The following is a 13304-nucleotide window of genomic DNA, read 5'->3' on the forward strand; positions in this document are numbered from 1 at the left end:
TGCGAAGCGGGTTTTTATCAGTTAGAATAATTGGCATGAACTCATTGGAATTAATTTTAACTTATCTTGGAATAATCAATTTTATAAGCTTTCTTGCCATGGGGAGTGACAAGAGGAAGGCAAAGAGAAATGCCTTTAGGACACCGGAATCAATATTTTTTATTCTGGCGCTCATGGGGGGCAGTATCGGAAGTATTCTGGGAATGTATATTTTCAGACATAAGACGAAGCATTGGTATTTTGTAGTTGGAATGCCGGCAATACTTCTTGCACAGATAGCGATTGTTGTTGGCATAAATATGTCTCCGATAGAAGTTCTGTTTAGATGAAATAAGGGGTTTCGAAGATGCATATAGCCGTTTTTGATGATAATATCGCTGACAGAAAACAGATGGAACGCCTTTTGAAACGTCAGTCCGATCGTTATCAGAAGGAAGGAAAAGAACATTTTTATATTGATCTGTATGGGAATATTGAAGCTCTGATGAGATTTCCGCAGCTTTATGACATTATTTTTATAGATATGGCTGAACCGGAAACGGATGACAGTCATTTCAGAAATGGAATGGATGTAGCAAAGCTGTTGTTTGAGGCCGGCGGTTTGAAAAATGTCGTAATGTGTTCGTCAAAGCACGATTACAGAGAGCTTGCCCAAAAAACGGGCCTTACGGATGAACTTTTGTTTATTGATAAGCCCATAAGAGTTAAGGACCTTGAGGATATGCTTGCTGAATGTGAAAAGCGTCTTGGAGATCCGATTCCGACTCTGGAGCTTCGCGGAGAAAAAGAAACATTCTATGCCAGGCAGGATGACATAATCTGTGCTGAGATGATAGGAGAGCATAGGCTCATCGTATATTTTACCGAGGGACGACAGCTTAACCTCATAACTGATATCTACAATTTATTTGAACAGTGCGAGATATTTGATTCCATATGTCCCGTTTCACAGAATGCACTTGTTAATGTGAACCATATTAAGAGTGAAGCCTTTGGCTCTGTTATAATGGATAATGACAGAAAAATAAAAGTTGCTTTTGCCTATAGGGGCAACATAAAAGAAATACGCAGGCGCCTTGCAGTAAAGGCACAACAAAATCAGGAAAAATAAAAGATCATCCTTCTCTGTTAGCGATAAAGCTGAAAGAGGAGGATTTTTTGTGAATATTTTTATAACAAAAAAATCCCCCGGCGAGGGAATTGCCGGAGGATTGGAAATAGCGTATTACTTGTTCTTATTTTTTTCAACTTCCTGCATCTTCATAGCACGAACCTTTGATGAAAGACCAAAGAGATTTATGAAGCCTTCTGCATCGTGATGGTCGTAAAGATCACCTGTCTTAAAGGAAGCGATTGACTCATTGTAAAGTGAATAGGGTGATGATGTTCCTGCTTTGATGATGTTGCCCTTGTAGAGACGGAATGTAACTTCACCTGTCACATATTTCTGAGTTGATTCGATGAATGCCTGTTCAGCCTCTCGGAGAGGAGTGAACCATTTTCCTTCGTAAACAAGATCTGCAAACTTGTTGCCCATATCCTTTTTCATGGTATAGGTGTCACGGTCAAGGATAAGCTCTTCGAGCTGCTGATGAGCCTCATAGAGGATTGTTCCGCCGGGAGTCTCATATACACCACGTGACTTCATACCTACAACACGGTTCTCTACGATATCTACAATACCGATACCATTCTCACCGCCAAGCTTGTTAAGAGTGCGGATGATATCTGAAACCTTCATTTCCTTGCCGTTTACGGACTTCGGAACACCTGCTTCAAAGGTCATGGTAACTGTGGTTGCCTCATCGGGAGCGTCCTCAGGTGTGCAGCCGAGAACCAGCAGGTGCTTGTAATTGGGAGCCTGTCCGGGATCTTCAAGTTCAAGACCTTCATGAGATATATGCCAGAGGTTACGGTCACGGCTATAGCTGCTGTCTGCAGAGAAAGGAAGATTGATTCCGTGCTGTTTGCAATATTCAATTTCTGATTCGCGGGAATCCATTGTCCACTTGTCATTTCTCCAGGCAGCGATGATCTTGATGTCGGGAGCGAGTGCTTTGATACCAAGCTCGAAACGAATCTGATCGTTACCCTTACCGGTAGCACCGTGGCAGATAGCAACTGCGCCTTCTTTTCTTGCGATTTCAACCAGCTTCTTAGCGATAAGCGGACGAGCCATTGAAGTTCCTAGAAGATACTTATTCTCATATACGGCATGTGCCTGAACACAGGGAACCACATACTCATCACAGAACTCATCTATAACATCTAATATATAGAGCTTGGAAGCGCCACAGCTTGTAGCTCTCTCTTCAAGTCCGTCAAGCTCCTCTTCCTGACCGCAGTCGATGCATACACACACAACTTCATAGTCAAAATTCTCCTTGAGCCACGGAATGATCGCTGTTGTATCAAGACCACCCGAATATGCAAGTATTACCTTTTCCTTAGCCATAACTTCCTCCTTTTAATAAGCACCGTTTTTATACATTTTTTTGTTTAAAACGGATTCTGTTCTCTTAAGTACAAGCCGAATATACAACAATGGATGACTAATTGCAATACTTTTATGCATAAAAATTTATATATTAAACATTTTTGTGCATAAATATAAATAATGCTTGCATAAAACAGATTTGTTGATTATACTGAAAAACAAAGTTTATAATGAATTGTGTGCGTTTAATTTCGCACGCAAATATTTTCAATATTCTATAATTATTCAGAACAATTTATAAGGAAGGCACAGACATGATAAAGGTTGGAATAATCGGAGCAACAGGATATGCGGGAGCAGAGATAGCAAGGCTTATTTATTCACATCCGCAGGCAGAAATAGTGTGGTACGGCTCAAGGAGTTATATAGATGAGAGATTCAGTTCTGTATACGGAAACTTCTTTAAAATAATAGATGAAAAATGTCTTGATGATAACATGGATGAGCTTGCTGATAAAGTGGATGTAATATTCACTGCAACTCCTCAGGGACTTTGCGCAGGACTTGTTAATGATGAGATTTTAAATAAAGTAAAAATAATTGATCTGTCAGCAGACTTCAGATTGAAGGATGTGGAGATCTATGAGAAATGGTACGGAATAGAACATAAATCTCCTCAATATATTAATGAAGCGGTTTACGGATTGTGTGAAATAAACAGAGCTGATATTAAAAATGCAAGAATCGTAGCTAATCCCGGCTGCTATACAACCTGTTCGATTCTTACCGCTTATCCTCTTGTAAAGGAAAAGCTGATTGATCCGGCAACACTCATTGTCGATGCTTTAAGCGGTACATCAGGAGCAGGAAGAGGAGCTAAGACAGCCAACCTTTTCTGTGAGGTTAACGAGAGTGTAAAGCCGTATGGTATTGCAAATCACAGACATACTCCCGAAATCGAGGAACAGCTTGGATATGCGGCAGGAGAGAGCTTTACGATAAACTTTACACCCCATCTTATTCCAATGAACAGAGGAATTCTTGCTACGGAATATGCTACCCTGAATAAGAAGGAAGACGGAACTCTTCCTACAAAAGAGGATATCAGGGCTGCATATGAGAAATATTATAAGGATGAGAAGTTTATAAGACTTTTACCTGATGGTGTTTATCCTGAAACAAGATGGGTTGAGACCAGTAATTACGTGGATATAGGTTTTAAGATTGATGTGAGAACGGGTCGCATCATCATGGTTGGTGCTATTGATAATCTTGTGAAAGGTGCTGCAGGACAGGCAGTACAGAATATGAATATTCTCTTCGGACTTGATGAGAGTATGGGACTTGATTTTGTTCCCGCTTTTCCCTGATATCAGATTGAAATATGTAAACGGATGAGGTGAAAAAGTCATGGTACGTACAATGACTATCGATGATTATGAAGAGGTTTATGCACTGTGGAATTCAATTGAGGGCTTTGGCATAAGGACACTCGATGATTCATATGAAGGCATTATGATGTTTTTAAAAAGAAATCCCACTACCAGTGCAGTTGATGTAGAGGATGGCAGGATAGTAGGAGCTATTCTTTGCGGACATGACGGCAGACGCGCCAGCTTTTACCATGTATGCGTAAATAAAGAATTCAGGCGACACGGCATAGGCAAGAAAATGGTTGAGTTCTGTATAGACAGGCTTAGAGAAGAGAAAATAAACAAGGTTTGCCTCAATGCTTTTGTGACAAATAAAGTCGGAAATGCATTCTGGCAGAGAATGAACTGGACGCTAAGATCGGATATGTACTATTACGATTTTACACTGAATGAAGACAACAAGACTGTATTCGTGCGAAACGAGGAGAAATGAAAATGAAACAGATTAAAGGTGGTGTAACAGCAGCTAAAGGCTTTAAAGCAGCAAGCACAGAGGCTAACATAAAGTATAAAAACCGTAAGGATATGATGCTCATATATAGTGAATCACCCTGTACAGCAGCGGGAGTTTTTACGAGTAATGTTGTAAAAGCAGCTCCTGTAATGTGGGATAAGGAGATATTGAGTGACCTTCATCCTGTTCATGCAATTGTCGCAAACTCCGGAATTGCAAATGCATGTACCGGAGAACAGGGCAGAAAAATCTGCTCCGAAACAGCGGGAGAGGTTGAAATGCTTCTTGGACTTCCGGAGAATTCGGTCCTTGTGGCTTCAACAGGTGTCATAGGCATGCAGATGAATATGGATGCCATAAAAAACGGTATAAGTAAGATGGTTACAGAGCTTTCTGATTCAGAGGAGGCAGGGACCGGTGCGGCTGAGGCTATTATGACTACCGATACCCATTCCAAGCAGATGGCTATGGAATTTGAGGTTGGAGGAAAAGTCTGCAGAATAGGTGCACTTGCCAAAGGCTCGGGAATGATACATCCCAATATGTGCACTATGCTCTCATTCATGACAACAGACGTATCAATCTCACATGAGCTTTTACAGAAAGCACTAAGAGCAGTTGTGGTAGATACCTTTAACATGATTTCGGTTGACGGAGACATGTCAACAAACGATTCGCTGATGGTCATGGCAAACGGAGATGCGGGAAATACAATGATCATTGAAGAGAATGATGACTACAAAGTTTTCGTGGAGGCTCTGTATACAATATGTAAAGAGATGTCAAGAATGCTTGCAGGTGATGGCGAAGGTGCAACAGCGCTCTTTACGGTAAACGTTATTAACGCAGACACCAAGGAAAACGCAAGAGTGCTTGCTAAATCAGTTATCTGCTCTTCACTTACAAAAGCAATGATTTACGGTCATGATGCCAATTTCGGCAGAATTCTTTGTGCACTTGGATATTCGGGAGTTTTATTTGATCCTGACAAGGTAGAGCTTTCCATCGAGAGTGCTGCGGGAAGTGTTTTACTGTTTAAAAACGGAGAACCTATTGAATTTGATGAAGAATACGCAACTAAGGTCTTGTCCGAGGAAGAAGTTATTGCCAAGGTTGACATGCATACGGGAACCGAGGAGGCTACTGCCTGGGGTTGCGATCTGACCTATGACTACGTAAAAATAAATGCCGATTACAGAAGCTGACACTTTGCACTTAGCGAGGTTTTCCTAAAAACAAGGAGGAGTGAATAATGGACAAGGACATGCAGGAAGTATTGAAAAAGGCAGAAGTGCTTATTGAGGCACTTCCTTATATTCAGAGATATAACCGTAAGATCATCGTTGTTAAATATGGCGGAAGTGCCATGGAAAGCGAAGAATTTCAGAAAAACGTCATCAAAGATGTGACACTTCTTAAACTTGTAGGCTTTAAACCCATAATCGTACACGGTGGCGGAAAAGCCATCAGTAAATGGGTAGGCAAGGTGGGAAAAGAGGCTGAATTTGTAAACGGGCTTCGTGTTACTGACGCCGAAACAATGGAAATTGCCGAGATGGTACTCAACAAAGTCAATAAATGTCTGGTAAGAATGGTCCAGGAACTCGGCGTTAAGGCTGTCGGAATAAGTGGCAAGGATTCCGGACTTCTAAAGGCAAAAAAGAAGCTTTCAGGTGGACAGGACATAGGCTTTGTCGGTGATGTTGAGAGTGTTAATCCCAAGATTTTATATGATCTTATTGATAATGATTATCTCCCGATAGTTGCACCTGTTGGAATGAACGAGGATTTTGAGACCTTTAATATCAATGCTGATGATGCTGCATGTGCCATTGCCAAGGCTGTAAGTGCCGAAAAGCTTGCATTTCTTACAGATATTGAGGGAGTTTATAAAGATATTAATGATCCCTCTACATTTATTTCAAGACTTACCTGTTCTGAAGCGGATGCACTTATTGCAAGCGGAAATATCGGAGGAGGAATGCTTCCAAAGCTTGCAAACTGTACAAATGCTGTTAAAGAAGGTGTTCACAGAGTCCACATTCTTGACGGAAGAATTCCGCACTGCCTGCTTTTGGAAATCTTTACAAATAAAGGTGTCGGAACAATGTTTATGCCCGATACGGATTTAAATCAGGATGAAGCGTGAAGGAGACAGACATAATGAGTATAATGAATGAATATATAGAAGAAGCCGAAAAGGATCTTCTCCATACATACAATCGTTTCCAGGTTGTTCTTGATAAGGGACAGGGAGTGCACCTCTATGATATGGAAGGCAAAAGCTATCTTGATTTTGTTTCCGGAATAGGTGTTTTTGCTCTTGGCTACGGAGATACGGAATATAATGATGCTTTGAAAGCACAGATTGATAAGATTATTCACACCTCGAACTATTATTATAATATGCCCGCGATTAATGCAGCTCACAAGCTTAAGAAAATATCGGGCATGGACCGTGTTTTCTTTACAAACAGCGGGGCCGAGGCTGTTGAAGGAGCTATCAAGGCTGCTAGAAAATATGCTTTTTTAAAGGACAATAGTACGGATCATGAGATAATTGCGATGAACCATTCCTTCCACGGAAGAACCTACGGAGCATTATCCGTTACAGGAAATCCTCACTACAGAGAAGCTTTTGAGCCTATGATAGGCAATATTCGCTTTGCGGATTTTAATGATTTTGAAAGTGTAAAAAGTCAGGTTACAGACAAGACCTGCGCTATAATAATGGAGACTGTTCAGGGAGAGGGTGGTATTTATCCTGCCACTGAAGAATTCCTTAAGAATGTAAGACAGCTCTGTGACGAAAAGGATATTCTGCTTATTCTTGACGAGATTCAGTGTGGAATGGGAAGAACCGGCTACATGTATGCATGGCAGAAGTTTGGAGTTAAACCTGATATCATGACAACAGCTAAGGCTCTTGGCTGCGGCGTTCCTGTCGGAGCATTCCTTATGACTGAAAAAGTAGGTGCAAATTCACTTGTTGCAGGAGACCATGGAACCACCTACGGAGGTAATCCTCTGGCAGCTGCAGCAATTAACAAAGTCCTTGATTTATTCGAGACGAAACATATAATAGATAACGTGAGAGAGGTTTCGGAATATCTCGAGGAACAACTTGAAGAGTTGAAAAAACGTCATGATTGTATAACCTGTCGTCGTGGAAGCGGCCTGTTGCAGGGACTTGAATTTGACCATCCTGTGGCAGAAACAATTAATGCTGCACTGGAGCATGGACTTATTCTTATCAATGCCGGTGCAAATGTAATACGTTTTATTCCTCCGCTCATCATTACCAAAGAGGACGTTGATGAGATGATCAGTATCCTGGAGCCTTGCATTTAGATCACCTGGCGAGGTAAACAATGAAGATAAGATTCAGGCTGCTGGGAGCAGTTCTTACAATAGCGCTGCTTTTGGCAGCTTTATATTATTCTAAAGCGGGCGTAAAACTTCATGAGGAGCGCCCTATTTGGGGCTCAAACGATAAAACGACAATAAGATTATGGTATACTGATGATGCTCTTACGGACTATCTTACTGCCAAGGTAGTTGAATACAATGAAAAAAGTAAAAAAACAAGAGTGGAGACACAGTGTGTGTCGGGCCTTGAGTATCTTGAAGCTATAAATAAGGCATCAATAGAGGGCGATAATTATCCCGATGTTTTCATAATGACTCATGATGGGCTTGAAAAGGCATATCTTGCAGGACTTGCAAAAGAAATAAAGAATCCTGAGATTTTTGATGATGAGGCACTAAGCTATAGTGCCTCTGCTAAGAATGCGATCACATATAAGGGAAAATATATAGCATATCCCTATTATTTTGAAACAAGTTCTCTTCTTTATAACAGAACATATCTTGAGGATGAGGCAAGAGCAAGAGCCCAGGCTGCCATTGATGCTGCTGAGGGAGAGGCTGCTCAGGCTGCGGCAGATGCCGGAGAGATAGTCGGTGAGGATATTAATTCAGATGCCGCAGGTGCTGATGCGGGCGGTGAAGAGACTGATGAAGCAGAGGGTGTAGCCGAAGAAAGTACATTATCTCCTGAACAGGTTGAGCAGGAAGTTCAGAATATGCTTCCTAAAACAATAGAAGACATTCTTCTTTTCGCTGATAACTATAATGCTCCTGACTCTGTTGAAGCTGTATTTCAGTGGGATGTTACCGATATCTTTTATAATTATTTCTTTGTGGGCAGTTACCTTGATCTTGGTGGTGAATCAGGTGACGATATAAGTAAAATAGACGTTTATAATGAGAATACTATTAACTGCATGAGCTTTTATCAGCAGCTCAATCAGTTCTTTGCTATTGATGAGAATGCGGTTAACTATGATAAGGTTTTACAGGACTTCATTGATGGGAAAACTGTATTTACTGTTGCTACCTCTGATGCTGTTGCTAAGATAGAAGCTGCTAAGGCAGAAGGGAATTGTAACTTTGAGTATGGTGTTACCACTATGCCTGCTCTTAATGAAAAGTACACAACCAGAACAATGTCTGTAACAAATTGCCTTGTTGTCAACGGCTATTCGGAGCATCAGGAAAAGGCAAATGATTTTGCTGCATTTCTTTGCAGTGAGACTACCGATGCCTGCTATTCCATGAGTGGCAAGCTCCTCTCACATGACGGCGTTCCTTATAATAATGATTCTTTGAATTCATTTGTAAGTGTTTACGCAAACTCTGTACCTATGCCAAAACTTATGGCTACCAGTAACTTCTGGGTTCAGCTTGAGATTGCTTTTGCTAACATTTGGGATGGGGCGGGTGTTAACGATACGTTAAAAACTTTGTCAGAGAATGTAAAGCTTCAGATAAACGGCACGGCAGTAGAGGAAGACAGGCTTCCGGATGCTACCGTAGTAATTACTGAAGGTCAGGAAGAATAAAAATTCAACAAAAGAATTATCTGTTTGGCTGAGTTTTTTGTAATTGTTACGAAAATATTACAGCCATCTTGCGTTAAAAAATCTTTTCCGTTATTATGATACTTGGACAGATAAAGGTCCATGCGTGGTGGGGCCTCCATTTTGTAATGGAGGAAACATGCAGAAAAATATTACAAACAGCTTTATATTTTTAATTTTAGTCGGAAGCATAATGGTTTCCGGTTGTAACAAAAAAAGCACTGACGTTGTGCTTACCGAACCGGCCTGTGTTCTGACCGAAAGCGGCGCGGCAGATGTAAACAGTTTTGAAACCGGAACGGAAAATGTGGATGCCGGAAGTAATGATGCTGCTACGACAGAAGAAAATACTTCGAAAACTGATTCACCGTATGAACAGAACGAACAAAAACAGGAAGATCAACCAGTGATTCCTGAGAATATCATGGTTCATGTATGCGGTGCTGTTTTATGTGAGGGGGTATATGAGCTTCCCGCAGGGAGCAGAGTAGTTGATGCAATCAGGGCAGCAGGCGGCCTTTTAGAGGAAGCTGACAGTAATTATGTTAATCAGGCACTTGTCCTTGAGGATGGAGTAAAAGTAAAAATACCGACTCTTGAAGAAAGTGCATTATTACCTGAAGAAGAGAGTGGAATACAGGCTTCTTCGACAACCGGTGATGCCGGTATTTCCGGAATGGTTCCAAATGACAAAGCTTCTGAAGATAGTAAGAGCAGTAAAGTGAATATCAATACAGCAGGGGAGGATGAATTGTGTAGTATCCCCGGTATTGGACCCAGTCGGGCGAAGAATATAATAGCCTATCGGGAAGAAAACGGAAGATTTGGAACAATCGAAGACATTAAGAGAGTTTCGGGAATTAAGGATAAGTTTTTTTCAAAGATAAAAGATCATATAACAGTTTGATAATGAAAATGGAGTGGATGAAATGGCAAAAAGGGTATTAGTTGTTGATGACGAAAAAACAATTGTAAAAGGAATACGATACAGCCTTGAACAGGACGGAATGAAAGTTGACAGTGCCTTTGACGGTGAAGAGGCTTTGAACTATGCACATGCTAATACCTATGACATGATTCTGCTCGATGTTATGCTTCCTAAAATGGACGGATTTGAAGTTTGTCAGCAGATAAGAGAGTTTTCAAATGTCCCGATAGTTATGCTTACGGCTAAAGGCGATGACATGGATAAAATTCTCGGACTTGAATACGGTGCTGATGATTATATAACAAAGCCTTTCAATATTCTTGAGGTAAAGGCACGCATCAAGGCTATCATGAGGAGAACCAATAAACCTGAGATCCAGGAAAAAGTGCTCACTTTCGGTGATCTGACGATAAATGAGGAATACAGAAGAGTATACGTCGGAGAGAGAGAAGTAAATCTCACAAGCAGAGAGTTTGATGTGCTGGAGTATTTGGTTCACACTCCCGGAAAAGTATATAACAGAATCGAGCTCTTGCATGCTGTTTGGGGCGAGGATTTCCCCGGCGATGAGAGAACTGTTGATGTACATGTAAGAAGACTTAGGGAGAAGCTTGAGAATAACCCAAGTGAACCAAGATATGTCAGAACAAAATGGGGTTCAGGTTATTACTTCCAGGCCTGATTTGCGGAGCTCTTATGATTTATAATCCATTCAAAAGTCTTAGATTCAGAATATTTTTAATTGTGTTTATCACGGGGCTTGTTTCATGCCTCGTGATTCATTTAGCAGTTCTTGAAAGCTATGAGGATCGTGCTGTTAATGTGAGAGAATCGGAAGTCTCTACACAGCTCATGATCCTGGCAAATCATCTTATAAATTACAGTTATTTTTCAGATACAACTTCAGATGTTATTAATGCTGAGCTTGATCTTCTTGCAAATTTGTATGACGGAAGAGTTATGGTCATTGACAGTAACCTTACCATTCGTAAGGATACCTATGGAATAAGTGAAGGCAAGACTATCATTTCAGAGGAAGTGGTCAAATGCTTAAAAAGCGGAGTTTCGGGTTCTACAGCCGTTTATGATAAGAATAATCATTATATTGAAATGACGGCGCCGATCATAGAAACTCTGACTTACGAAAGCGGAGACAGGGCTGCGGAAAGTACTACACAGGATGTTGTAAGAGGTGTCCTTTTAATAAGTGTTTCAACGGATTATATTGCAACAACCATGGATGTTCTTTCAAGAAGGGCGATAACCATCGAAGTTATAGCTATTATAATCCTGCTGGTACTGGCATGGTATATGTCGGGAAGACTTCTTAAGCCTTTCGACAGGATTACTTCCGCGATCAATGATGTAAAAGCGGGCTTTACAAATGATCCTATTCCTGCATCTGATTATTATGAGACTGAGCATATTATACAGGCGTTTAATCAGTTGCTTGTCAAGATGAATGCCCTTGATACTTCAAGGCAGGAATTTGTATCCAACGTGTCGCATGAGCTTAAAACTCCTATCACTTCAATGAAGGTACTTGCAGACTCTCTTATTATGCAGGAGGATGTACCAAATGAAGTATACAGGGATTTCATGGCGGACATTGCTGCTGAAGTAGACAGAGAGAATCAGATTATCAATGACCTTCTCGAACTTGTAAGAATGGACAAGAAGGCAACTCCGCTTAATATTACATCTGTCGATGTAGTACAGATGATGGAGATTATTTTAAAGAGAGTCAGACCTATAGCAAGGAAGCATAACATAGAACTGACACTGGAGACTACAAGAGAAATTACGGCAGAGATAGATGAGGTAAAGCTGTCGCTGGCCCTCATGAATCTTGTTGAAAATGCTGTAAAGTACAATAAGGACGATGGCTTTGTAAAAGTAAAGCTTGATGCGGATCACCAATATTTTACTTGTGAGGTAAGTGATTCCGGAATCGGAATTCCGGAGGATAGCCTGGATAAGATTTACGAAAGATTTTACAGAGTAGATAAATCAAGATCAAGAGAGATTGGCGGTACGGGCCTTGGCCTTGCAATTACGCATAATGCTATCCTGATGCACAGAGGAACAATTGAAGTTAAGAGTGAGGAAAATGTAGGAACCACATTCACGGTTCGCATTCCTCTTATTTATATGCAGTCATTGGAATGATAAAGCTATGAGAATTACATTCGGTAAGATCACAAATTTAATAATGTGCTTTATGCTCGTTTTTGGCTGTATGGCCGGTTGCACAAGCAAGGATGAGGCTGATGAAGCAAACAACATAAAGGTGTATTATCTGAATTCGGAAGAGACGGGAATAATTTTCCAGAACTATTCAGTTACTTCAGATTTGGAAAATACATCGCAGGTAATAGATGAGCTTCTTACTCAGATGAAAACCATGCCTGAAAAGCTTGAATATGAAGCTCCGATTTACGGACCGGTTAATCTTCTTTCTTATACTTTGAACGGAGGAATTCTTACGCTGGATTTCGCTGGTACATATACATCTGCAAACAAGACTACCGAAATACTCGACAGGGCAGCCATGGTCAGAACCCTGACCCAGATCCCGGGGGTAGAGTATGTGACTTTTACTGTTGAGGGAGCACCGCTTCTTGATGGAAATGGTAACATGATTGGTAATATGTCTGCAGACAACTTTGTTTACAATGCCGGAAATGAGATAAATGCATACGAGAAGGCTGAACTTGTTCTTTATTTTGCGGATGAGGATGGGCAGGAACTGATTCCGGTATATAGGACTGTTGTATATAACAGTAATATCCTTATGCAAAGACTTGTTATTGAGCAGGTGTTAAACGGACCCAATACTGATCTGGCATGTCCTACATTAAACTCACAGGCAAAGATTAACTCTGTGTCTGTACGAGACGGTGTGTGCTACGTCGACTTTGATTCTGCTATCAATACCAGAACCGGTAATGTCGATCCTAAGATTGCACTCTATTCTCTTGTTAATACAATTTGTGAGACTGCTGATGTCAATAAGGTTCAGATGTCTGTAAACGGTTCATCTGACGTTAATTTTATGGAGAAGATTTCACTCGGTACCGTATTTGAGAGGAATCTTGATATAGTAAGACAATAAGCAGCTACATTATAA

At 40.8% G+C, this 13304-nt stretch carries 13 protein-coding genes; 12 read left to right on the plus strand and 1 reads right to left on the minus strand.

The annotated features are described in order from the left end of the window. Positions 1–35: 35 nt before the first annotated feature. Positions 36–329 (plus strand): DUF1294 domain-containing protein, encoded by a 294-nt coding sequence (locus tag BV60_RS0107410; RefSeq protein WP_029320573.1) that lies wholly within the window; start codon positions 36–38, stop codon positions 327–329. A gap of 17 nt (positions 330–346) precedes the next feature. Beyond that, positions 347–1111, plus strand: coding sequence for a LytR/AlgR family response regulator transcription factor (locus tag BV60_RS0107415; protein WP_029320575.1), 765 nt, complete (start codon positions 347–349; stop codon positions 1109–1111). Positions 1112–1225: 114 nt separating this feature from the next. On the opposite strand, the gene BV60_RS0107420 is transcribed toward BV60_RS0107415, so the two are convergent. Beyond that, the gene (locus BV60_RS0107420) at positions 1226–2455 is read right to left on the minus strand and encodes an argininosuccinate synthase (RefSeq protein WP_029320577.1); all 1230 of its coding nucleotides are present in this window, start codon (positions 2453–2455) and stop codon (positions 1226–1228) included. A 296-nt stretch (positions 2456–2751) separates the two neighbouring features. Here BV60_RS0107420 and argC point away from each other — a divergent pair, with 296 nt between their 5' ends. From argC to BV60_RS0107475, 10 genes are all read left to right on the plus strand, one after another. Next, on the plus strand, positions 2752–3807 hold the full coding sequence (gene argC, locus BV60_RS0107425) for an N-acetyl-gamma-glutamyl-phosphate reductase (protein ID WP_029320580.1): 1056 nt from the start codon (positions 2752–2754) through the stop codon (positions 3805–3807). Between the two features lie 40 nt (positions 3808–3847). Then, on the plus strand, positions 3848–4303 hold the full coding sequence (locus BV60_RS0107430) for a GNAT family N-acetyltransferase (protein ID WP_029320582.1): 456 nt from the start codon (positions 3848–3850) through the stop codon (positions 4301–4303). 2 nt (positions 4304–4305) lie between these two features. Then, positions 4306–5529 carry a bifunctional ornithine acetyltransferase/N-acetylglutamate synthase gene (argJ, locus tag BV60_RS0107435; protein WP_029320583.1) on the plus strand — a complete coding sequence of 408 codons (1224 nt, stop codon included), beginning with the start codon at positions 4306–4308 and terminating at the stop codon, positions 5527–5529. A 47-nt stretch (positions 5530–5576) separates the two neighbouring features. Beyond that, positions 5577–6473, plus strand: coding sequence for an acetylglutamate kinase (gene argB, locus BV60_RS0107440; RefSeq protein ID WP_197029537.1), 897 nt, complete (start codon positions 5577–5579; stop codon positions 6471–6473). 14 nt (positions 6474–6487) lie between these two features. Beyond that, positions 6488–7675 (plus strand): aspartate aminotransferase family protein, encoded by a 1188-nt coding sequence (locus tag BV60_RS0107445; RefSeq protein WP_330376223.1) that lies wholly within the window; start codon positions 6488–6490, stop codon positions 7673–7675. Positions 7676–7695: 20 nt separating this feature from the next. Beyond that, complete coding sequence (locus BV60_RS0107450; protein WP_051656573.1) at positions 7696–9228, plus strand: extracellular solute-binding protein; 1533 nt, start codon at positions 7696–7698, stop codon at positions 9226–9228. 157 nt (positions 9229–9385) lie between these two features. After that, positions 9386–10153, plus strand: coding sequence for a helix-hairpin-helix domain-containing protein (locus BV60_RS21790; protein ID WP_051656574.1), 768 nt, complete (start codon positions 9386–9388; stop codon positions 10151–10153). Positions 10154–10175: 22 nt separating this feature from the next. After that, positions 10176–10856: a response regulator transcription factor gene (locus BV60_RS0107465; RefSeq protein WP_029320594.1), complete on the plus strand. Its 681-nt coding sequence runs from the start codon at positions 10176–10178 to the stop codon at positions 10854–10856. Between the two features lie 14 nt (positions 10857–10870). Continuing rightward, entirely contained in the window at positions 10871–12343 is a 1473-nt protein-coding gene (locus BV60_RS0107470) for a sensor histidine kinase (RefSeq protein ID WP_029320596.1), read from the plus strand. Positions 12344–12350: 7 nt separating this feature from the next. After that, positions 12351–13289: a GerMN domain-containing protein gene (locus BV60_RS0107475; RefSeq protein WP_029320598.1), complete on the plus strand. Its 939-nt coding sequence runs from the start codon at positions 12351–12353 to the stop codon at positions 13287–13289. The last annotated feature ends 15 nt before the right edge of the window (positions 13290–13304 follow it).

It is taken from the genome of Butyrivibrio sp. AE3004 (genome assembly GCF_000703165.1).
Lineage (GTDB): Bacteria > Bacillota > Clostridia > Lachnospirales > Lachnospiraceae > Butyrivibrio.

Bases quoted from the DNA above. Each gene is read 5' to 3' on its own strand.
- argC (WP_029320580.1), top strand. From the start codon at position 2,752: ATGATAAAGGTTGGAATAATCGGAGCAACAGGATATGCGGGAGCAGAG.
- BV60_RS0107410 (WP_029320573.1), top strand. From the start codon at position 36: ATGAACTCATTGGAATTAATTTTAACTTATCTTGGAATAATCAATTTT.
- BV60_RS0107470 (WP_029320596.1), top strand. From the start codon at position 10,871: ATGATTTATAATCCATTCAAAAGTCTTAGATTCAGAATATTTTTAATT.
- argB (WP_197029537.1), top strand. From the start codon at position 5,577: ATGGACAAGGACATGCAGGAAGTATTGAAAAAGGCAGAAGTGCTTATT.
- BV60_RS0107415 (WP_029320575.1), top strand. From the start codon at position 347: ATGCATATAGCCGTTTTTGATGATAATATCGCTGACAGAAAACAGATG.
- BV60_RS21790 (WP_051656574.1), top strand. From the start codon at position 9,386: ATGCAGAAAAATATTACAAACAGCTTTATATTTTTAATTTTAGTCGGA.
- BV60_RS0107465 (WP_029320594.1), top strand. From the start codon at position 10,176: ATGGCAAAAAGGGTATTAGTTGTTGATGACGAAAAAACAATTGTAAAA.
- BV60_RS0107475 (WP_029320598.1), top strand. From the start codon at position 12,351: ATGAGAATTACATTCGGTAAGATCACAAATTTAATAATGTGCTTTATG.
- argJ (WP_029320583.1), top strand. From the start codon at position 4,306: ATGAAACAGATTAAAGGTGGTGTAACAGCAGCTAAAGGCTTTAAAGCA.
- BV60_RS0107445 (WP_330376223.1), top strand. From the start codon at position 6,488: ATGAGTATAATGAATGAATATATAGAAGAAGCCGAAAAGGATCTTCTC.
- BV60_RS0107450 (WP_051656573.1), top strand. From the start codon at position 7,696: ATGAAGATAAGATTCAGGCTGCTGGGAGCAGTTCTTACAATAGCGCTG.
- BV60_RS0107430 (WP_029320582.1), top strand. From the start codon at position 3,848: ATGGTACGTACAATGACTATCGATGATTATGAAGAGGTTTATGCACTG.
- BV60_RS0107420 (WP_029320577.1), bottom strand. From the start codon at position 2,455: ATGGCTAAGGAAAAGGTAATACTTGCATATTCGGGTGGTCTTGATACA.